The sequence below is a fragment of the Neoaquamicrobium sediminum genome (genome assembly GCF_013240295.1).
GTDB lineage: Bacteria > Pseudomonadota > Alphaproteobacteria > Rhizobiales > Rhizobiaceae > Aerobium > Aerobium sediminum.
Window position 1 is genome coordinate 1,578,942 of sequence record NZ_JABETK010000001.1, and the last position, 19,686, is coordinate 1,598,627.

The window sequence follows — 19,686 nt, forward strand, 5'->3', positions numbered from 1 at the left end:
GGCCTGCGGGAGAGAACCTTGGCAGCAAACCCTTTAGGAAAGGTATCCCGGAGAACAATTTTTTCGCATAGCGGTCAGCGGTGGTCGCGCACCTGCCAGATTTCGATGGGCGCGTCCGCCGTGCCGGCCACCGGCACCAACCATGAAGGCGTGTTGCCGGCAAAGAGAGTTGCCAAAAGTCCTTCAGGTGCCCACCGACGCAGGGACGTCGTTTCCGGGTTGCCGCGACAGAGCGCGACGTAGGTTACTCCAAGCCGCTGTGCGGTATCGGCGGCTGTGTGCGGATTGCCCATCAGCATGTCCAGCGCGGCCAGATTGCCGGCGTTGTTGCGATGATAGGGCCCGTTGAGCACGCGGTGGCCGGTCGCGCCCAGAATCGTCGAGCCCTGGTTGGACACTGCAAGCACCAGCCCAGCCGGCAGGGTGGCCAGGGTCGTGTAATCGGAGAGCGAGTAACAACGTTCAAGTTTGGCTATCTCGTCGCCACTGCCTGCTTCCGGAGTGGGTTTCAATGGCAGCGCGGCGAGTTGCCAGACAATGTTCAGCGAGGCTAGCCAGCTCGCCACCATGGCGAGCTGGGGCAGCGCACCACCTCTCATCTCAACACTGCGGCGCAATCCGCCAACCCAGGCGGCAAGCGCAATAGCGGCAAGCGGCACCGAGAACATCGCGCCGCGCACCTGCCAGAAGCTCACGAGCATCGCGATTGCAAGAAAAGCCGCCGCAACGATCCACGCACGATCGCCGCGCTCGCGAACGACGGCCCAGCCGCAGACACCAAGCGCGATGAGGGGCGTGACATAGAAGCCGGCAAACATTGCCGGATCGGAACGCAGCACCGACACGACGGACTGCGCTTCCGAAACCGCGCTCAACCAATAGCGTTGCAGGCGCGGATCGAGATCGGCATAGGGATCGGCAAGACATTGGGGGAAAGCAGCAAGCAACAGCGCCGCCGCCAGCCCCCCAGCACCACCAGGCCGGCAAGCCGTCGCCGAGGGGAGGCCGCAAGAGCCGGCGTTGCCGCAATCGCGGCAAGGCCCGCCCCGCCCAGCACCTCCAGAGACGCCTGCGGAAACGAAAAGGCATCACACTCTACCGCGAGCCAGTCGCGCATCGGCACGGTCGCCGCCAGCGCCACCGCGCCCACGACGGCGAAAGCCGCGCCGAACCCGCGTGCCACCAGCGCATCGCCATCGTCGCCAACCAGAAAGCCGATGGCCGCGATGGCGCAGGCAGCCGCCACATAGGGTGCGGCTTCCATGCCGACCGCAAGCATCAGCGCCGCGCATGCGCCTGCGACCAACCCCGCGTGACGCTGGACACGCGCATTCACCAGACAAAGGAAAGTCGCCAGCGCCAGCACGAGCTGTATGTTGTGATGATCGAGCGCGGCAGGTGGAAAGAGGTCGACGAAATAGAGCGCAAGCCCGCCGATTACCGCTGCGGGCAACACGGCCCATTCGCCGCCAAGGGCGCGTGTGGCTCGCACGATGAGAAAGAGCGCCACGGCAAAGAGAAGCGTCGGCCAGATCACCAGCGCCGCAGGCTCGCCGAACCCCGCGACAAGGAGAGCTATCGGCAGGTCGACCAGCCGCGACCAGTGCATCTCGAAGCCGCCTTCAAGGCCCATCCGGTATTGGGTGAGATCGAACCAGCCCTGGCCGGCGAGCAGGTCGCGGACCTGAACCAGCCGCATGACGCTGTCGTTGTCGCCCTTGCTGTCGGCGAGGGTAGGAAAGCCACGCACGGCATGCATGACGAGCATCAGAGCAGCAGCCCCGAAGGCCACCGCTGCATCGACAGCGAAATGTGAGCGCAACCGCGCCCAGGTGGTGGGTGTGGTGACCGTCGCCAAGACGCGCTCCGCCCGTTTTCGTCTGGCGCTAAACCTAGCCTTAACGGCTTCAAGAAATAGTAAAGCCCACTGTCCGACCCCGGAGCGCCGCATGAAGAGCCTGCACCCGGCCGACCCCGCGATTGCGGTGTTGCTGCCTTGCTATAACGAGGAACAGACGATCGGCGCGGTGGTTCGCGGCTTCCGGGAGGCGCTGCCGCAAGCCACCATCTATGTCTACGACAACAACTCGACCGACCTGACCGCGCTCCAGGCGCGCGCCGGCGGCGCGATCGTCATCCGCGAGCCACGCCAGGGCAAGGGCAACGTGGTGCGTCGCATGTTCGCCGACATCGAGGCCGACATCTATGTCATGGCCGACGGCGACGGCACCTACGACCCGCAGGATGCACCGCAGCTCATCAACGCGCTGCTGACGGAACGGGTCGACATGGTGGTCGGCACGCGGCGTGGCGTGACCGACGATGCCGGCCGCGCCGGACATGCCTTCGGCAACCGCATATTCAATACGCTCTACCAGTTCCTCTTCGGCCGCGATTTCACCGACATCTTCTCCGGTTACCGCGTGTTCTCGCGTCGCTACGTGAAGAGCTTTCCCGCCGTTTCCGGCGGCTTCGAAATCGAGACCGAGATGTCAGTTCACGCTTCGGCGCTGCGCATCCCGGTCTGCGAGATGCCGCTCGACTATGGCCGCAGGCCGGAAGGCTCCGAATCGAAGCTGTCGACCTTCCGCGACGGTGCGAATATCCTCTGGATGTTCGCGATGCTGATGAAGGAGACCCGGCCGGCACGCTTCTTCGGCGCTCTTGCGATCCTGTCGCTCGCAGCAAGCGCCGGCTTCGCCGCCCCCGTGCTTTACGAATATTTCGCCACCGGCTACGTGGCGAAAGTGCCGACCTGGATCCTGTCGATCGGGCTGCTGATGCTGTCGATGATCATGATGGTGGCGGGACTGATCCTCGATTCCGTGGCGCGCGGCCGGGCCGAGCAGAAGCGTATCCATTATCTTAGCCACGCACCCGCGCAGACCATCGCCAAGACTGCGGGCGAGGCCGACAAGCACCGGTCCATCCGGGCAGCATGAAGCGCATCGCCGCGTTCGTGCTGGCGGGCGGCGCGGGTTTTGCGACCGACGCGGCCGTTCTCTACCTGCTGACCGGGCCAGCCGGCGTGAATCCGCTCCTTGCCCGGCTTGTCTCGTTTGCTGCGGCCGTCTGCATGACCTGGGCTATCAACAGGCGCGTGACCTTCGGCCCAAGCGAGAGGTCCCTTGCAAGGGAAGGCGCACGCTACGGCATAGTCGCTGTTGCGGTCGGGCTGTTCAATTATCTCGCCTATGCCGGGCTGCTTCTGGCGTTCCCGGGCTTGCACCCGGTTGGTGCACTTGCGATCGCATCGCTCGCGGCGATGATCCTGTCGTTCCTCGGCTATTCACGCTTCGTCTTCGGGACGGGCGCGGGATAGACCACCGGCGCACAGCGATTGGCCCCCGATTGGCAAGTGCCGCGCCAGCCGGTAGAGGTTTGGCCGACACGTGCAACAGGTGGAGCGCCGCATGACCCTCAAAGTCGCCGTCCAGATGGACCATATCTCGACCGTCTCGATCGCCGGCGATACCTCGTTCGCCCTGTCGCTTGAGGCGCAAAGGCGAGGCCACGCGCTGTATCACTATACGCCCGACCGGTTGTCGATGGTCGGCGGCAAGGTTTTCGCACGGGTCGAGGCGATGGAGGTTCGCGATCTGGCAGGCGATCACTTTACGCTTGGCGAGCAGGTGCGCACCGATCTTTCGGAGATGGACGCGATCCTGCTGCGCCAGGACCCACCCTTCGACATGAACTACATCACCACCACGCACATGCTGGAACGCATTCACCCCAAGACCCTCGTGGTCAACGATCCGGCATGGGTCCGCAACAGCCCGGAAAAGATCTTCGTCACCGAATTTCCGGACCTGATGCCGGAGACGCTGATCACCAAGGACGCACGCGAGGTCAACGCCTTCCGCAAGGAACATGGCGACATCATCGTCAAGCCGCTCTATGGCAATGGGGGCGCGGGCATCTTCCACCTGCACGAGGCCGACCGCAATCTGGCCTCACTGCTGGAAATGTTCCAGCAGATGTTCCGCGAGCCCTTCATCGTGCAGCGCTATCTCAAGGACGTGCGCAAGGGCGACAAGCGCATCATCCTGATAGACGGCGAGCCGGTTGGTGCGATCAACCGCGTGCCGGCGGACCACGATTCCCGCTCCAACATGCATGTCGGCGGCCGCGCGGAAGCAACCGAGCTCACCGAACGGGAGCGCGAGATCTGCGCGCGTATCGGACCTTCGCTCCGCGAGCGCGGCTTCATCCTCGTCGGCATCGACGTGATCGGCGACTACATGACCGAAATCAACGTTACATCGCCGACGGGCGTGCGCGAGGTGAAGAAGTTCGGCGGGGCCGACATCGCGGCGCTGTTCTGGGATGCCGTCGAGGCAAAGCGAGCCTAAGTGCGAATTTTTTGGTGGGTGGATGTCGGACAGCGCGTCCGGTGAACGTCCTAGGGGCATCCAATAGAGAGGAACCACCGATGACCACCAAGATCGACGCCACCCCATCCGACGACCGCGAGCTGGTGCTCAGCCGTATCATCGATGCCCCACGCGAAAAGGTCTGGCGCTGCTGGACCGAGAAAGAACTGCTGAAGCAATGGTTCGTACCGAAGCCGTGGAGCATCGCGGCAGTGGACGTCGACGTGCGGCCCGGTGGCCGCAGCAACATCACCATGCGCGACCCCGAGGGCAACCAGTATCCGAACCTTGGCGTCTACCTCGAAGTCGTTCCCAACGAGAAGCTGGTCTTTACCGATGCCTTTACCGAAGGCTGGAAGACGCCCGAGAAGCCGTTCTTCGTCGGCGTGCTGACGTTCGAAGACGAGGGCGGCAAGACCCGCTATACCGCGCGTGCCCGCCACTGGAACATGGAAGACAAGGAAGCGCACGAGAAGATGGGTTTTCATGAAGGCTGGGGCCAGTGCGCCGACCAGCTCGAGGAACTCGCCAAGACGCTCTGAAATCGTTGCTTACAGCAAGCCAAAAAAGGCCGGCCATCGCGCCGGCCTTTTTTCGTTCCAGCGGAACATGCGTTCTTTCTTTGCAACCGGCCGCAACCTGAGCACACGCCCAACGCGATTTTGTTCCGGTAATGTTCTTGCCGTTGGGGCAGCTTTGTGCTTCACTGGAAGCTGGCTGGTTCAATCCGGGACAGGGGATCGTTGCTTGGCTCGAGCCGGCGGCGGGAAAGGCTGGGGCAGCATGGTTTCGCGCGTAACGACAGTTGCATTCGAAGGTATCGAGGCCGTGCCGGTCGATGTCCAGGTGATGGTGGCGCCGGGCAAGGTCGGCATGCAGATCGTCGGGCTCGCCGACAAGGCGGTGACCGAGAGCCGTGAGCGGATACAGGCTGCGCTGCATGCGTCGGGACTGTCGATGCCGGCCAAGAAGGTGACCGTCAACCTTGCGCCGGCCGACCTGCCCAAGGAGGGCAGCCACTACGACCTCCCGATCGCGCTCGGCCTGATGGCCGCGCTGGGTGCGATCCCGCATGATGCGCTCGCAGGTTATGTCGTCGTCGGCGAACTGGCTCTCGATGGCACGACGGCGCCGGTCGCCGGCGCACTTCCGGCGGCCATTGGGGCCAATGCGCTCGGCAAGGGTCTGATCTGCCCGCATGGCGTGGGCTCCGAGGCGGCATGGGCCGGCGCGGATATCGACATTCTCGCGCCGCGCAGCCTGATCGCCATTGCCAACCATTTTCGCGGGACGCAGGTTCTGTCGCGACCCGAGGCCGCCGTTCATGCAACTCCCGGCAACCTGCCGGACCTTGCCGATATCAAGGGCCAGGAAAGTGCCAAGCGGGCACTGGAAATCGCGGCTGCCGGCGGCCACCATTTGCTGTTCTGCGGTCCACCGGGTTCCGGCAAATCGATGCTGGCTCAGCGCCTGCCTTCAATCCTGCCGCCGCTGTCGCCGCGCGAACTGCTGGAAGTGTCGATGATCGCCTCGGTGGCAGGCAGCATTGTCGGCGGCAAGCTGTCGGACAGACGGCCTTTCCGCGCGCCGCATCACTCGGCAACCATGGCCGCCCTGACGGGCGGCGGCTTCCGCGTCAGGCCCGGCGAGGCCTCGCTCGCGCATCACGGCGTGCTGTTCCTCGACGAATTGCCAGAGTTCTCGCCGCAGGCGCTCGATTCGCTGCGCCAGCCGCTCGAAAGCGGCGAATGCGTGGTGGCACGCGCCAACGGCCGGGTTGCTTACCCTGCACGGTTCCAGCTCGTGGCGGCGATGAATCCGTGCCGCTGTGGGATGGCAGGAGAGCCCGGCCATCGCTGTGCACGGGGACCGCGCTGCCAGAACGACTACCAGGCGCGCATTTCGGGACCAATGCTCGACCGTATCGACCTGCGGGTCGAGGTGCCGGCCGTCACCGCCGCCGATCTCATCCGGCCGGCTCGCGCCGAATCAAGCGCTGCGGTCGCCGAGCGCGTGGCCAGAGCGCGCGCTGTCCAGGCCAACCGCTTTACGAGCCTTGGTCTGGAAGGGGTCACGGTCAATGCAGCCTGTCCGGCCGCCATGGTCGAAGAAATCGCGGCTCTCGATTCAGGTGGCGCAGCACTGCTCGGCGAGGCCAGCGAGAAACTCGGCCTTTCGGCGCGTGCCTATCACCGGGTGCTCAAGGTCGCACGAACGCTCGCTGACCTCGATGGCAGCGACACGGTCGGCCGCCTTCATCTGGCGGAAGCGATTTCCTATCGCATGGCCGGCGAAAGGATCGCGCAGGCGGCGTGACGGTTACATGGAATCGTCGCAGAGGGGTTGGCCGCACTCTCAGCGGCACGGCTGTGTTCACGCCACTCCCCTCGGCACAAGGAAGAGCTTTACCGGCCGATGCCGGGAGCTCGGCGCCAAATAGCTGCTTAATTCGCAGCGCCTGACAGGCTCGGCGGCCGCTTCATGACCACCACTAAGTGGCGGCAAAGCATCCGAGTTGAGGAAGCGCTACTCGAGTGCGCCCACCAGCATGTTCTGGTCTTCGCGCAGCGTTACCCAGCGGCCTGTATGCGTGCTCGCCTGGCGCTTGAGATAGCGATAGCCCGTCTTCTGCCAGGGGCGCAGTTCGTCGCTCAGATTGTCGAGGATGAAGTCACCACGGTCGGTGCGCAGGGTCAGCACGGCATGGCCCTCGCCATCGGGCTTGCGGACAACGGTGACCAGCAGATTGGAAAGCGGAATGCCCTTGGCGGCAAGCTGCCTGCGCTTTTCCAGCGCGTAGTCCTCGCAATCGCCAACGCCCTGGTCAGGATAGGCCCACACCTCGTCCTTCCCGTAGATGTCGAAGTCGCTCATCGGCTTGACCGCACGATTCACGTCCAGGTTGACCTGAATGACCACGCGCCTCAGCGCGTCTGTCAGCACGATCGGTCCGCGGTCGCGAAGGCGGGAGGAACACTCGGACGGATTGGCGCGGCAGAATTCGTAGTGACCGATTGGCTGCGAGGTCAAACCGCCCGTTGCCATGGCGCCGACGCCAGATGCCTCTGACATCGTTCCGGTCGTTGCCGCGAGGAACATCACCGCGGCCGCGAGCGGCCACAGCCGCCACCTCCCAAGTGTGGCATTCATATCGCCCAAGCCCCTATCACCGATTCTTTTGCTTGTTAAAGAAACGTTAAGCGGGGTTTTTCGACCCGTCAATTGACGGGATCGTGAGGATTGGCGGGATGGTTACTGTAGCTGCGACAGTGTGGCGTCTCGCACACAGTGCGAGACGGGCTCAGCTCTTGGAACTGACGAGGCGCGGCTTCGCGGCTGGTTTCGCCTTCGTCTTGCCATGGCTTGCCATGAAGTCGACGATGCGCGGAACGATCTCGGCGCGGAAACGCGAACCGTTGAAAACGCCGTAATGGCCGACCTTCGGCTGCATATAGTGCGCGCGCATCTCTTCAGGGATGTTGACACACAGATCGTGCGCGGCCTTGGTCTGGCCGACACCGGAAATGTCGTCGTTCTCGCCTTCAACCGTGAACAGCGCGACGTTGCGCACCGCGCTCAGGTCGACCAATTCGCCGCGATGTTTCATCCGGCCTTTCGGCAAATCGTGCCGCACGAACACCGTTTCCACAGTCTGGAGATAGAACTCCGCCGTAAGGTCCATGACGGCCAGGTATTCGTCGTAGAAGTCGCGGTGCTTTTCCGCCGAATCGCCGTCGTCCTTCACCAGATGCATGAAGAAGTCCTTGTGGGCGATCAGATGGCGGTCGAGATTCATGCTCATGAAGCCCGAAAGCTGGAGAAAGCCGGGATAGACATCGCGCATGAAGCCGGGATTAGGCCACGGCACCTGCATGATGACATTGTCGCGAAACCACTCGATGCCCTTTTCCTCGGCAAGCAGGTTCACCGCGGTCGGGTTGCGTCGCGTGTCGATGGGCCCGCCCATCAGCGTCATGGAGGCAGGCGCGAAGCGATCGCCGCGTCCCTCCATCAGGGCTACGGCTGTCAGCACCGGCACCGATGGCTGGCACACGCCCATCACATGCGTTCCCGGCCCGATGTGGTGCAGCATGTCGATAACGTAGTCGACATAGTCGTCGAGGTCGAAACGCCCGTCGGCCAGCGGCACCATGCGTGCGTCCGTCCAGTCTGTGATGTAGACGTCTGCATGCGGCATCATCGCCTCGACGGTACCGCGCAGCAGCGTCGCATAGTGGCCGGACATCGGCGCGACGATCAGCAGCTTGGGATCTGGCCGGCGGCCGGCGGGCAGTTCGCGCTGAAAATGAATGAGGTTACAGAACGGCCGCGACCAGACCACGCGCTCCGTTACCGCCACCTCGGAGAAATCGACCTTGGTCGTCTCTAGCCCGAAAGCCGGCTTGGCGTAGCGCCGTGTGGTGCGCTCGAACACCTCGGCGGCAGCCGCAGCCGAGCGACCCAGAGGCGTTGCAGAGAGAGGGTTCAGCGGGTTCTGATAGAAAAGCCGCATCGCGTCGGCATAGGCACGAAAGGGCTGCAGCGCAGCATGGTTCAATTCGTAGAGCTGATAGTACATCGGCGCTCCTGACGGCTGCGGCCGGCAGCGGGACACAAGATCGCCGGTCGAAGCAGATGTTATGCGGCAAGCTAACAGTCTTTTGCTGCATTGCAATAGAATACGGCCTTGCCGCGTGTTTACGATGCGTCCTTCAATTTCAGCATGGATGCACCATCAGAACGCGCGACGTGGCCGCAATGCCTTCGGGCAACTCCTGATGGAAGACGTCGCGCAACGGCGCCGACGCCTGTTCGAGCGGCAGTTCTACGAACCCCAGCGCGGCATAAAAGGGGGCGTTGAACGGGACGGTCCTGAACGTGGTCAGCGTCACGCCGCGCAGTGCCCGTTCAAGACAGCGTGCGATCACCGCGCGTACCAAGGCGGAGCCCAGGCCCCGGCGACCATGATCGGGATCGACCGACAACTCCCGCAAATGCAGGAAATCGCTCCGTGCTCCGGAAACGGCATAGCCGACAGGCCGGTCGTCGCCTGCCACCGCCACCAGCACCTCGTGCCCCGTCGCCATCGCGCGGAAGTCGTCGACGCTGGCAAACGGATTGTCGGCGATCTCGGGATAGCCATGCGCCCGGAAGAGCTGCGCTGCCCGGTTCTCGATTCTCAGCAGCGCTGCATCGTCAGCCGGGCGATGCGCACGGATGCTGTAGCCCGGCGGCGCTTCGAATGCCGCCACGAATGCCTGTTCAGCCGTCATTGCCTTCCACGATAGTGATCTCACCGTCGGCGACGGTGACCCGGATCGCCTTTGCGGCCTGATACTCTGGCGAGTTGTAGCAGTCGAGCGCCGCCTGCATCGACGGGAACTCGATCACCACGTTGCGCGCGCGGCCGGCTCCCTCCATGGCCTGCGAGGCGCCGCCTCGCGCGAGGAAGCGTGCGCCGAAGCGTTCGAATGCCGGCTTGGCGGTCGAGACATAGTCCTTGTAGCGCTCGGGGTCGCGTACATCGACATGGGCAATCCAGTATCCTTTTGGCATTTCATCCTCCCTGGTTTGACTCAGGCTGCCTGCATCTCGGCCAGAATGGCCTGCGCGGCCGCGCGCTTGTCCGGCGCGGCAACGATCGGTCTTGCCACTACGAGGTGGCTTGCGCCGGCGCGCAGCGCGTCCGCCGGCGTCATCACGCGTTTCTGGTCGCCATGGTCGGCACCGGCCGGCCTGATGCCGGGCGTGACCACTGCAAGGTCAGCGCCCACGATCTTGCGCACCGCCGCCGCTTCGGTGGCAGCGCAGACGATGCCGCCCATGCCGGCCGCAAGTACCTGCTCCGCGCGGCGCAGCACAAGCGTGTGCGGATCGTATTCGTAGCCGGCCTCCACAAGATCCTGCTCGTCCATCGAGGTCAGCACGGTAACGCCCAGCAGGCACAGATCCGACCCCTTGGCAGCGGCAACCGCCGCGCGCATGGCCTTTGGATAGGCATGCAGAGTGAGCATGGTCACCCCCATGTTGACGACGCTCTCGACGCCCTGGGCCACCGTGTTGTCGATGTCGAGCAGCTTCATGTCGAGGAAGACGCTCTTGCCGTCGGCGACGAGGTCGCGGGCGAGTTCCAGTCCGCCGGCGAAGGCCAGCCGGTACCCGATCTTGTAGAAACTCGCGACGCCGTCGAGGTCCCGAACCGCCTTTTCGGCGTCGGCAACATTCGGCAGGTCCAGCCCCACGATCAGTCGTTCGGTCATGTTGTCAGATACCATCGAAATCCTCCATCGGTGTCCAGTCGCAAAGCAGGCCGCCATCGGCCAGGGTGAATGCAAAGATGTTGCCGCCGCCGGGTGGCTGGTCCCTGTCGCGCGCGATAGCCGCACCGGTTAGCCGACACTTGAGCAACGTTCCCACGCCGCCATGGCCGACGAGCAGGACCGGTTCCGTGGGCTCGTGGCGTGTCAGCGCGCGTTTCACCGCGCGTTCGATGCGATCGGCTGCGTCGACGGCGCGTTCCCAGCCGTTCCAGCTTTTGTCCGGTTCCGCGAAAAACTGAGTGGCGGCTGCCTCGAAGGCGGGAGGCTCCAGAAAGCCTGTCGAAGAGCGGTCGTTTTCGCCCATTTGCGGGTCGATCTCGATCGGCACGCGCAGATGAGCGGCGATCATGGCGGCAGCCTCCACCGCCTTGGTTTCGTCGCTCGACAGTATGTATTTCACCGTTCGCAGCCACGGCCTGTCGAGCACCGCTTCGACACGGGAGCGACCAACGCCTGAAAGTCTCCAGAGAGGAACGGGAATTTTTGAATCTATCTCAACCTGGGGATGGGTGAGATAGTAGCCGATCACCGCGCCACCCTGTCGGAGGCCTGCCAGGCGCGCTCGATCAGTACCTCGCAAACGCGATGCATCGACTTGCGCAGCCGCTCCTCGCGGAATGCGCCATCCTCATCAAAGGCCTGGTCGGCGTTGGGCACCGAACATTGCGGCGCGATCACGTCCATCTGGATATGGGCCAGAACGGCGCGTAGATGCGCAGCACTGCGGATACCAGCGAAGTGGCCGTCCGAGGACGAGCAGATCGCGACAACCTTGCCCGGCAGCGGGCGCAGCGGCCTGCCGTCGTCGGTCTTGACACGACTGATCCAGTCGATCGCGTTCTTCAGAAGGGGCGGCATCGAGCCGTTATATTCGGGCGTGGCGATCAGGATGCCGTCATGGGCGGCGAAGAGCCGCGCCAGACGATAGGCGTTTTCGGGGACGCCTTTTTCCTTCTCGAGGTCCTGATCCATGATCGGCAGGGGATAGTCGGCAAGCGAGATGCGCGTCACTTCCGCGCCCTGCACCGCCAGTTCCTTCTGCGCCACGTCCGCCGTCTTGCCGCTATAGGCTCCGGTGCGGATCGAGCCGGCGAAGACAAGGATTTTCGGCGTCATGTCGGGGGTGGCCTCCCGTTGGGTCGGCACCGCATAGTCCGATCTGGCCTGCTTGTCAAAGGTGGCGGCGTTTTATCGGCCGCGCTTCCTCAGGAGGCCTTTGGCCTGCTGTAGAGCCACAGCTGGGTCGGCGGCAAATTCCTGATGATGAAGTCGAAATGCGCCACCGTATAGTTGCCCTTGCCCGGAGGAACAGGCGAGAGCGGACCGTATGTGAGCTGCACGATCGGCCGGCCGGCGGGGATACGATCGAGCAGGCTCTCTACATATGCAATGCGCTGGGCGACGGGGAAATTGAGGAGCGGCACACCCGAAATGACGGAATCGAATACGGTGTCGCGCTTGTCGCCCAACGTCTTGTCCAGATCGAAGGCGTCACCATGGATGACGTTCACGCCGGGGTAATTCAGACGCAGATGCTCGACAAAGTCCGGCGAATATTCGATTGACCACAGATTTTCGGGCTTCACGCCAGCTTCGAGAATGGCCTTGGTGATAACGCCCGTGCCAGGCCCCAGCTCAAGCACAGGCAGTCCGGACTCGGGATTTACGACGCTCGCCATCTTCCGCGCCGTGACGCTGCTCGTGGGCACGATGGAACCCACTGCACGAGGCTTGTCGATCCAACCTTTGAAGAAGCGCAGTTCTTCATCGAAGCGGCGCGCAAGCGACCTGCGAGGGGTTTCTGCCATGCGATGTCGCCTCCCGGGTAGGAAATGTCGCTTACTAAACTAAAGTGGCCTTTTTGCGTTGCAAGCCGGCCTGTAAATTTTACCCCGAAATCAAGGCGCGCCAAAACCGCTACGCCTTGTCGCCAAACGATTCGAAGAAATCCTTCATGCGGGTGAAAAAGCCCGTCGATTGCGGGTTGTTCTCCTGCGAGGAGATCTTTTCGAATTCCTCCAGCAATTCCCTCTGACGTTTCGTCAGGTTCTGCGGCGTCTCGATCGCCACCTGAATGTAGAGATCGCCGATCGTCGGCTGCCGCAGGATTGGCATGCCCTTGCCGCGCAGGCGGAACTGCTTGCCGTTTTGGGTGCCTTCAGGAACCTTCACCCGCGTCTGCGTGCCATCGAGCGTGGCCACCTCGAACGAACCACCAAGCGCGGCGGTGGTCATGGATATCGGCGCCTTGCAGAAAAGATCGGCGCCGTCGCGCTGGAAGAATTCGTGCGGCTTCACCGAAAGGAAGATGTAGAGATCGCCGGAAGGGCCGCCACGCAGCCCCGCCTCGCCTTCGCCGGCAAGCCTGATGCGGGTGCCATCCTCGATGCCTGCTGGAATGTTGACCGAGAGCGAGCGCTCCTCGGTGACGCGGCCCTGGCCAGCGCATTTCGGGCACGGATCCTCGATGGTCTGGCCGCGGCCCTGGCATTGCGGGCATGTGCGCTCGATCGAGAAAAAGCCCTGCGAGGCGCGCACGCGGCCGGAGCCCTGGCACATCGAGCAGGTCACCGGCTGGGTGCCCGGCTTCGCCCCGCTTCCGGTGCACTCGTCGCAGACCACGGAAGCCGGCACGTGGATCTGGGCCGTCTTTCCGTTGAAAGCCTCCTCGAGCGTGATTTCCATGTTGTAGCGCAGGTCGGCGCCACGCTCGCGGCCGCCGGAGGACCGCCGCTGGCGACCCATCATGTCGCCGAAGATGTCCTCGAAGATGTCAGCGAAGCCGCCGGCGCCAAAGCCCTGCGCGCCACCCACTCCACCATTTTCGAAGGCGGCGTGGCCAAAACGGTCATAGGCGGCCCGCTTTTGCGGGTCCTTGAGCGTTTCGTAGGCCTCGTTGATTTCCTTGAACTTCTGCTCACAGGCGGAATCGCCCGGATTGCGGTCGGGATGGAACTGCATGGCGAGCTTGCGGAACGCGCTCTTGAGTTCCTTTTCGTCCGCCCCCTTCTGCACCCCGAGCGTTTCGTAGAAATCAGCCTTCATCGTCTTTCCTGGGCGGTTGGCCGCCTTGGTTCAAGCGTCGGCGCAGGGTCTAGGTCTGCGCCTTCACGCGGCTGGACATCGATTTAATGAGCCTTGGCCGCTTTTGCCATAGTCCGCGCTTTAAGGATCGGCTTTGGCGACTTCGGGAGGGTGGCTCCCGTCCGTACACGGAAAAACCCGGCGCAAGGCCGGGTTTCCGTCGTTCGGCAGGCCGTTCAGGCCGACTTCTTCTTGTCGTCGTCGTCGATTTCCTCGAAATCGGCATCGACGACATCCTCGCCGCTCTTTTCAGCGTCAGCCTTGGCATCCGCCTCGGCGGTTTCCGCCTGGCTGGCCTCGTACATGGCCTGGCCCAGCTTCATCGAGGCTTCAGCAAGCGCGTTCGACTTCGCCTTGATATCCTCGGCGTCGTCGCCCTCGATCGCGGTCTTCAACTCGGCCACGGCATCCTCGATCGCCTTGCGGTCGTCCTCGGAGACCTTGTCGCCATAGTCCTTCAGCGACTTCTCGGCCGAATGGACAAGCGCTTCCGCCTGGTTGCGAGCCTCGACCGCCTCGCGGCGCTTCTTGTCGGCGTCGGCATTGGCTTCGGCGTCCTTGACCATCTTTTCGATGTCGGCGTCGGACAGACCACCGGAGGCCTGGATACGGATCTGATGCTCCTTGCCGGTGCCCTTATCCTTGGCCGACACGTTGACGATGCCGTTGGCGTCGATGTCGAACGTGACCTCGATCTGCGGCACGCCGCGCGGTGCAGGCGGGATACCGACCAGGTCGAACTGGCCAAGCATCTTGTTGTCCGCCGCCATCTCGCGCTCGCCCTGGAAGACGCGGATCGTCACAGCCGACTGGCTGTCTTCGGCGGTCGAGAAGACCTGGCTCTTCTTGGTCGGGATCGTGGTGTTGCGCTCGATCAGGCGGGTGAACACGCCGCCCAGCGTTTCGATGCCCAGCGACAGCGGGGTCACGTCGAGCAGCAGCACGTCCTTGACGTCACCCTGGAGTACGCCGGCCTGGATGGCCGCGCCCATGGCGACGACCTCATCGGGGTTCACGCCCTTGTGGGGTTCCTTGCCGAAGAACTGCTTCACGACCTCGTGGACCTTGGGCATGCGGGTCATGCCGCCGACCAGAACCACCTCGTCGATCTCGCCGGCATTGAGGCCGGCATCCTTCAGCGCCGCCTTGCAGGGGCCGATCGTGCGCTGCACCAGATCGTCGACCAGCGACTCGAACTTGGCGCGGGTCAGCTTCATCGTCAGGTGCTTCGGACCGGTCTGGGCCGGCCGTGATGAAGGGCAGGTTGATCTCGGTCTGCGAAGAGGACGACAGCTCGATCTTGGCCTTCTCCGCAGCCTCCTTGAGGCGCTGAAGAGCCAGCTTGTCGTTCTTCAGGTCGATGCCCTGTTCCTTCTTGAACTCGTCGGCCAGATATTCGACCAGACGCATGTCGAAGTCCTCGCCGCCTAGGAAGGTGTCGCCATTGGTCGACTTCACCTCGAACACGCCGTCGCCGATCTCCAGAACCGAGATGTCGAAGGTGCCGCCACCAAGGTCATAGACGGCGATGGTCTTGCCGTCCTTCTTGTCGAGACCGTAGGCGAGTGCGGCCGCGGTCGGCTCGTTGATGATGCGCAGGACCTCAAGGCCGGCGATCTTGCCGGCATCCTTGGTCGCCTGGCGCTGGGCATCGTTGAAGTAGGCGGGAACTGTGATGACCGCCTTCTCGACCTTTTCGCCGAGATAGGCTTCCGCCGTTTCCTTCATCTTCTGCAGGATCATCGCCGAAATCTGGCTCGGCGACTGCTTCTTGCCGCCGGCGTCGACCCATGCGTCGCCATTGTCGCCCTTGACGATCTTGTAGGGGACGAGCTTCTTGTCCTTCTCGGTGACCGGATCGTCATAACGACGGCCGATCAGGCGCTTGATTGCGAAAAGCGTATTTTCAGGATTGGTCACCGCCTGGCGCTTGGCAGGCTGGCCGACAAGGCGTTCGCCGTCGTCCGAAAAAGCAACCATGGAGGGCGTGGTGCGCGCGCCCTCGGCGTTTTCGATCACCTTGGCGTCCTTGCCGTCCATCACGGCGACGCAGGAATTTGTCGTCCCGAGGTCGATACCGATAACTTTGGCCATGTTCATTCTCTCCGTCTAGCAGGTCGTCCTGGACCCTATGAGGCGTTCCGGGGACGGCCCCTTACACTCTGGATTTTCGCGGAACCGTCATCTTCGACGTCCCCGCGACGTTGCGGCGTATATAAGAAGCACCGATTTGACACGCAAGTCGCTGTAACAGGCGATTTCGCTGGAAAGGGCGTAGTACAGCCTCTTTTGGATACAACTCAACACTCCCTTAATACCGTGGACCCATGATGGTGTGGTCGGGGGAAACCATGGGCGACGATCTACAAACTGCTGCGCAGGCGGGAATCCGCCTTTCCGAGCTCGTCGGCGCGCTCAGCTATGCGCTCGACATCAGCGAGGGCCATCCGACGGGTCACTGCGTCAGAGCCTGCTGGCTGGGTTTTCACGCGGGCAGGGAGCTTGGTCTTTCCGCACCGGAGCTTTCGGACCTCTATTACACGATCCTGCTCAAGGATGTCGGCTGCAGCAGCAATGCGGCGCGGATATGCCAGCTCTACCTGGCCGACGATATCGCACTGAAGCAGGATTTCCATCTGGTCAAGGATAGCATGCCGCACATCCTGGGCTTCGTGCTGTCGCGCACCGGCATGAAGGCAAAGTTGGCGGAGCGCTTCCGCGCCCTTCTCAACATAGCAATGCACGGCGGGACCATCGTCAACGAGCTGTTCCAGACACGCTGCCAGACGGGCGCCGAGATCGTGCGGCAGATGCGCTTTCCCGAATCGGTTGCGCGCGGCGTGCACGAGCTGGACGAGCACTGGAACGGCACGGGCAATCCCATGGGGCTCGAAGCCGAAGCCATTTCCATACATGCGCGCATCGCGCTCGCCGCGCAGATCGCCGATGTTTTCCATGCGAGCGCCGGGAGCGAGCGGGCCATTGCCGAGCTGCGGGCGCGATCGGGGACGTGGTTTGACCCGAGGGTGGTAGAGGCGTTCGAGCGTGCGGCGCAGATGCCCCATTTCTGGACCATGCTCGATTCGCCGGAACTTCAACTCGCGGTGGCGGATCTGATAGAAGGCGACGTGCAGCAGCCGGTCGACGATGATTATCTCGACGACATCGCAGCCGCCTTCGCGAAGGTGATCGACGCAAAGTCTCCCTTCACCAGTGGCCACAGCGAGCGCGTCGCGCTTTTCACGGACATGATCGCTGAGGAGCTCGGATACTCCGATGACAGCAGGCGCCGTCTGAAACGGGCGGCGCTGCTGCACGACATCGGCAAGCTCGGCGTTTCCAACCAGATACTGGACAAGGCCGGCAAGCTGGACGAGGCGGAATGGGCCTCCGTCAGAAACCATCCCGTTCTGGGGGAAAAGATTCTCCGGCGGATCGGCATCTTCAGTGAACTGTCCCGGATCGCAGGCGCACATCACGAGCGCCTTGACGGCAAGGGTTATCCGCGCGGACTGCATGCCGACGCGATCGATACGGACACCCGCATCGTCACGACCGCAGACATCTTCGATGCATTGACCGCCGAGCGGCCCTACAGGGCGGCGCTGCCCGTCTCGGAAGCCTTCGCAATCATGGAGCGCGACGTTGGCACCGCTGTCGATCCCGGCTGCCTCGCTGCCCTGCGCCGCGCCATGACGACTGTGGAGGCGGCTGCGGCCTGACGCTTCGGTAACAGGCCCGCGGGCATTTCCCTGAGCAGACCAGTGCGGAATCTCCGCAGACCAAAAACCGCGCCCACTTTCGGCCCGCCCCGTCTATAAACGTGGTGTGCCCATGCTTGCGCGGCTGGCTGCAAACTGCCATCAACATTTCCCAATCCGAAAGGACCCGGTAGCAGGATGACGGACAGCGGGCGCATTTTCATCGTGGTCGGTGGCCTGGCCGGCGCGGCCGGTGTCGCCCTTTCGGCAGTCGCGGCCCATGCCGGCGGCGGCAATGTCGGCACGGCCGCCTCGTTCCTGCTTGCCCATGCGCCCGCCTTGCTGGCGATCGGCCTGATCGGCGGCAACCGAGTGCTGAAAGGTGGCGGGGCTATCCTGCTCCTCGGCCTCGTGCTCTTCTGTGGTGATCTTCTCGCGCGTCACTACGCCGGGTCGAGGCTGTTCCCGATGGCCGCGCCCGCCGGCGGGACGCTGCTCATCGCGGGGTGGCTGGTGGTCGCCGCGTCGGCGCTCGCTGGCAGCTCCAGACGTTAGACCGGCTCCCAGCCGTCCTTTTCACCCTCGCGATAGATCGCGTCGATCAGCTTCTGGTTCTTCACCGAATCCTCGAGCGTGAAGACCGGCGCGTCCTCGCCACGGGCGGCGCGGGCGAAATTCTGCGCCTGCAACCGGTATTGCTGCGTTCCGGGGAAACGGAACACCTGCGCTTGCGCGTGGTCGCGATCGTGCAGGGTGACACGGTGGTGGTCGTAGCCCCCGGCATTGAACGGGGCCGCAACCTCGATGAACCCCGCATCGCCGTGGAACACCATCGACTGCCGCGCCGCAAGCTGTGTCGAGACATAGAAGGACAGTTCGAACGTGCCGAAATCGGCGCGCATGCTGGCGTAGATGTCGGTGCCGAAGGTGGGGTCGCGCTCGACGCTCGCCTGAACGCGTATCGGCTCCGCGCCGGTGACGAAACGGGTAGTGACGGTCGGGTAGACACCGATGTCGGGCAATGCACCGCCGCCGAGCTCGGCTGCTGGTTGCGCATGTTGTGCGGGTCGACATTGTGATAGGCGAACGCCCCCTGCACGTGGCGCAGCCGGCCGATGGCGCCGCCGCGCACCAACTCGCGCACCTTCAGCCATTGCGGATGATGCGTGACCATGAACGCTTCCGAGATCAGCACGCCGTTGCGGTCGCGCGCTTCTATCACTGCCTGGATGTCGCCCGCCTTCAGCGCCAGCGGCTTCTCGACCAGCACATGCTTGCCGGCATCGGCCGCCCTGATTGCCCATTCGACATGCTGCGAGGTCGGCAGCGGGATGTAGACGCCGTCGATCGTGTCAGAAGCCAGCATCGCCTCGTAGGAGCCGAACGCATGCGGCGCGCCGAAGCGAAGCGCCGCGGCGCGTGCGCGCTCGGCATCGCGGCTGGCAATCGCCGAAAGCACGCCGTTGTCGGCCTCGACGATAGCAGGAATCACCTGCTCGCGGGCGATCTTTGCAGTGGAGATAACCCCCAACGGAACATCATTGCGTCTCCCGAACGGTTTTTGAGGAGGCTAGTCGGCGGGGAGGTAAAAGGAAAGCGCGGCTACCAGGGTTCGACAGTTACCTCTGGCCAGGTCGTCACGGCGCGAAGACCCTTCGCCTGGTGCGTCGTGCGGTTGTCGAGTACGCGATTGGGAGTGAGGCGAAAGGAAAAAATATCGTTAAGTCCGAAAGGCGCTGTCAGTTGGAGCCGGCCATCATCCAGCAGCCGGACTCCAACCGCGTGTGTCTTCGATGCGAAATGTGCGACCGAATGCTCTGAACTCAGATATTGGGGGCAGGCTCGCCCGAATTTCGCCGGGCCCATAGATGCACCCGCGCCTGATTGCGAATCTCGACCGGCAATGTCAGGTGCGCAAAGGCTGGCGCAGCGCGCGCGATCACCGCATATTCCCCTCGTAGGAGAGATCGTCGCCATCGAAGTAGAAGAGATCAATGTCCTTCGTACCGTAGCCCGGCGGACGCCCGGTCAGCGCATTCCAGACGCGTTATAGAGCACGCCGGAAACGACGAGCCAGTCCGGCAGCGCCAGATCACGCGCGGCGCAGAGCGCCGCGCGAACATTTCGGTCGGCCCAGATAATATCGAGAAAGAGGCGTTTCTGCTCCGCGTCAGGCAGGTTGGCGTAACGCAGATGCATCGTCAC

Annotated in this window: 20 protein-coding genes and 2 pseudogenes; 7 read left to right on the plus strand and 15 right to left on the minus strand. The window is 63.4% G+C overall.

Features of this window, described 5'->3' with window-relative positions; translation table 11 throughout:
• Nucleotides 1-74: 74 nt before the first annotated feature.
• Both HK436_RS07655 and HK436_RS07660 read right to left on the minus strand, forming a co-directional pair.
• Nucleotides 75-947, minus strand: a complete 873-nt coding sequence (locus HK436_RS07655) for a hypothetical protein (protein WP_173188557.1) — start codon at nt 945-947, stop codon at nt 75-77.
• On the minus strand, nt 872-1,858 hold the full coding sequence (locus HK436_RS07660; protein WP_173188559.1) for a hypothetical protein: 987 nt from the start codon (nt 1,856-1,858) through the stop codon (nt 872-874). The genes HK436_RS07655 and HK436_RS07660 overlap by 76 nt, the downstream gene beginning before the upstream one ends.
• 91 nt (nt 1,859-1,949) lie before the next feature.
• On the opposite strand from HK436_RS07660, the gene HK436_RS07665 reads away from it, so the two are divergent.
• From HK436_RS07665 to HK436_RS07685, 5 genes are all read left to right on the plus strand, one after another.
• Complete coding sequence (locus HK436_RS07665) at nt 1,950-2,942, plus strand: glycosyltransferase (RefSeq protein WP_173188561.1); 993 nt, start codon at nt 1,950-1,952, stop codon at nt 2,940-2,942.
• Nucleotides 2,939-3,322: a GtrA family protein gene (locus tag HK436_RS07670; RefSeq protein ID WP_173188563.1), complete on the plus strand. Its 384-nt coding sequence runs from the start codon at nt 2,939-2,941 to the stop codon at nt 3,320-3,322. The genes HK436_RS07665 and HK436_RS07670 overlap by 4 nt, the downstream gene beginning before the upstream one ends.
• Nucleotides 3,323-3,413: 91 nt before the next feature.
• Complete coding sequence (gene gshB / locus HK436_RS07675) at nt 3,414-4,355, plus strand: glutathione synthase (RefSeq protein ID WP_173188565.1); 942 nt, start codon at nt 3,414-3,416, stop codon at nt 4,353-4,355.
• An 80-nt stretch (nt 4,356-4,435) separates the two neighbouring features.
• Entirely contained in the window at nt 4,436-4,918 is a 483-nt protein-coding gene (locus HK436_RS07680) for an SRPBCC family protein (protein WP_173188567.1), read from the plus strand.
• A 241-nt stretch (nt 4,919-5,159) separates the two neighbouring features.
• Entirely contained in the window at nt 5,160-6,692 is a 1,533-nt protein-coding gene (locus tag HK436_RS07685) for a YifB family Mg chelatase-like AAA ATPase (RefSeq protein WP_173188569.1), read from the plus strand.
• A 210-nt stretch (nt 6,693-6,902) separates the two neighbouring features.
• On the opposite strand, the gene HK436_RS07690 is transcribed toward HK436_RS07685, so the two are convergent.
• The 10 genes and pseudogenes from HK436_RS07690 to dnaK all read right to left on the minus strand — a co-directional run bounded on the left by HK436_RS07690 (nt 6,903) and on the right by dnaK (nt 15,874).
• Nucleotides 6,903-7,526, minus strand: coding sequence for a transglutaminase-like cysteine peptidase (locus tag HK436_RS07690; protein ID WP_173188571.1), 624 nt, complete (start codon nt 7,524-7,526; stop codon nt 6,903-6,905).
• 151 nt (nt 7,527-7,677) lie between these two features.
• Complete coding sequence (locus tag HK436_RS07695) at nt 7,678-8,955, minus strand: polyhydroxyalkanoate depolymerase (protein ID WP_173188573.1); 1,278 nt, start codon at nt 8,953-8,955, stop codon at nt 7,678-7,680.
• A 139-nt stretch (nt 8,956-9,094) separates the two neighbouring features.
• Entirely contained in the window at nt 9,095-9,649 is a 555-nt protein-coding gene (locus HK436_RS07700) for a GNAT family N-acetyltransferase (protein WP_173188575.1), read from the minus strand.
• Nucleotides 9,639-9,932 carry a DUF1330 domain-containing protein gene (locus HK436_RS07705; protein ID WP_173188577.1) on the minus strand — a complete coding sequence of 98 codons (294 nt, stop codon included), beginning with the start codon at nt 9,930-9,932 and terminating at the stop codon, nt 9,639-9,641. Before HK436_RS07705 ends, HK436_RS07700 begins: the two co-directional genes overlap by 11 nt.
• Nucleotides 9,933-9,952: 20 nt before the next feature.
• Nucleotides 9,953-10,651: an orotidine-5'-phosphate decarboxylase gene (pyrF, locus tag HK436_RS07710; protein ID WP_173188579.1), complete on the minus strand. Its 699-nt coding sequence runs from the start codon at nt 10,649-10,651 to the stop codon at nt 9,953-9,955.
• Nucleotides 10,641-11,225: a histidine phosphatase family protein gene (locus HK436_RS07715; RefSeq protein WP_173188581.1), complete on the minus strand. Its 585-nt coding sequence runs from the start codon at nt 11,223-11,225 to the stop codon at nt 10,641-10,643. Before HK436_RS07715 ends, pyrF begins: the two co-directional genes overlap by 11 nt.
• On the minus strand, nt 11,222-11,812 hold the full coding sequence (locus HK436_RS07720) for an NADPH-dependent FMN reductase (protein ID WP_173188583.1): 591 nt from the start codon (nt 11,810-11,812) through the stop codon (nt 11,222-11,224). The genes HK436_RS07715 and HK436_RS07720 overlap by 4 nt, the downstream gene beginning before the upstream one ends.
• An 89-nt stretch (nt 11,813-11,901) precedes the next feature.
• The gene (pmtA, locus tag HK436_RS07725) at nt 11,902-12,504 is read right to left on the minus strand and encodes a phospholipid N-methyltransferase PmtA (protein WP_173188585.1); all 603 of its coding nucleotides are present in this window, start codon (nt 12,502-12,504) and stop codon (nt 11,902-11,904) included.
• Between the two features lie 109 nt (nt 12,505-12,613).
• Nucleotides 12,614-13,741 (minus strand): molecular chaperone DnaJ, encoded by a 1,128-nt coding sequence (dnaJ, locus tag HK436_RS07730; RefSeq protein ID WP_173188587.1) that lies wholly within the window; start codon nt 13,739-13,741, stop codon nt 12,614-12,616.
• 215 nt (nt 13,742-13,956) lie between these two features.
• A pseudogene (dnaK, locus tag HK436_RS07735) lies at nt 13,957-15,874 on the minus strand (molecular chaperone DnaK).
• A 257-nt stretch (nt 15,875-16,131) separates the two neighbouring features.
• Here dnaK and HK436_RS07740 point away from each other — a divergent pair.
• Both HK436_RS07740 and HK436_RS07745 read left to right on the plus strand, forming a co-directional pair.
• The gene (locus tag HK436_RS07740) at nt 16,132-17,502 is read left to right on the plus strand and encodes an HD-GYP domain-containing protein (RefSeq protein ID WP_173188589.1); all 1,371 of its coding nucleotides are present in this window, start codon (nt 16,132-16,134) and stop codon (nt 17,500-17,502) included.
• A gap of 177 nt (nt 17,503-17,679) precedes the next feature.
• The gene (locus tag HK436_RS07745; RefSeq protein ID WP_173188591.1) at nt 17,680-18,036 is read left to right on the plus strand and encodes a DUF423 domain-containing protein; all 357 of its coding nucleotides are present in this window, start codon (nt 17,680-17,682) and stop codon (nt 18,034-18,036) included.
• On the opposite strand, the pseudogene HK436_RS07750 reads toward HK436_RS07745, so the two are convergent.
• The 3 genes and pseudogenes from HK436_RS07750 to HK436_RS32920 form a co-directional block, all read right to left on the minus strand.
• Nucleotides 18,033-19,020, minus strand: a pseudogene (locus HK436_RS07750) (Gfo/Idh/MocA family protein). The gene HK436_RS07745 and the pseudogene HK436_RS07750 sit on opposite strands and share 4 nt — an antisense overlap.
• A 400-nt stretch (nt 19,021-19,420) precedes the next feature.
• Entirely contained in the window at nt 19,421-19,513 is a 93-nt protein-coding gene (locus HK436_RS33460) for a hypothetical protein (RefSeq protein ID WP_376769153.1), read from the minus strand.
• Nucleotides 19,510-19,686: a hypothetical protein gene (locus HK436_RS32920; protein WP_312860520.1), complete on the minus strand. Its 177-nt coding sequence runs from the start codon at nt 19,684-19,686 to the stop codon at nt 19,510-19,512. Before HK436_RS32920 ends, HK436_RS33460 begins: the two co-directional genes overlap by 4 nt.

Bases quoted from the DNA above. Each gene is read 5' to 3' on its own strand.
- HK436_RS07665 (WP_173188561.1), top strand. From the start codon at position 1,950: ATGAAGAGCCTGCACCCGGCCGACCCCGCGATTGCGGTGTTGCTGCCT.
- HK436_RS07670 (WP_173188563.1), top strand. From the start codon at position 2,939: ATGAAGCGCATCGCCGCGTTCGTGCTGGCGGGCGGCGCGGGTTTTGCG.
- gshB (WP_173188565.1), top strand. From the start codon at position 3,414: ATGACCCTCAAAGTCGCCGTCCAGATGGACCATATCTCGACCGTCTCG.
- HK436_RS07680 (WP_173188567.1), top strand. From the start codon at position 4,436: ATGACCACCAAGATCGACGCCACCCCATCCGACGACCGCGAGCTGGTG.
- HK436_RS07685 (WP_173188569.1), top strand. From the start codon at position 5,160: ATGGTTTCGCGCGTAACGACAGTTGCATTCGAAGGTATCGAGGCCGTG.
- HK436_RS07690 (WP_173188571.1), bottom strand. From the start codon at position 7,526: ATGAATGCCACACTTGGGAGGTGGCGGCTGTGGCCGCTCGCGGCCGCG.
- HK436_RS07695 (WP_173188573.1), bottom strand. From the start codon at position 8,955: ATGTACTATCAGCTCTACGAATTGAACCATGCTGCGCTGCAGCCCTTT.
- HK436_RS07700 (WP_173188575.1), bottom strand. From the start codon at position 9,649: ATGACGGCTGAACAGGCATTCGTGGCGGCATTCGAAGCGCCGCCGGGC.
- HK436_RS07705 (WP_173188577.1), bottom strand. From the start codon at position 9,932: ATGCCAAAAGGATACTGGATTGCCCATGTCGATGTACGCGACCCCGAG.
- pyrF (WP_173188579.1), bottom strand. From the start codon at position 10,651: ATGGTATCTGACAACATGACCGAACGACTGATCGTGGGGCTGGACCTG.
- HK436_RS07720 (WP_173188583.1), bottom strand. From the start codon at position 11,812: ATGACGCCGAAAATCCTTGTCTTCGCCGGCTCGATCCGCACCGGAGCC.
- pmtA (WP_173188585.1), bottom strand. From the start codon at position 12,504: ATGGCAGAAACCCCTCGCAGGTCGCTTGCGCGCCGCTTCGATGAAGAA.
- dnaJ (WP_173188587.1), bottom strand. From the start codon at position 13,741: ATGAAGGCTGATTTCTACGAAACGCTCGGGGTGCAGAAGGGGGCGGAC.
- HK436_RS07740 (WP_173188589.1), top strand. From the start codon at position 16,132: ATGGGCGACGATCTACAAACTGCTGCGCAGGCGGGAATCCGCCTTTCC.
- HK436_RS07745 (WP_173188591.1), top strand. From the start codon at position 17,680: ATGACGGACAGCGGGCGCATTTTCATCGTGGTCGGTGGCCTGGCCGGC.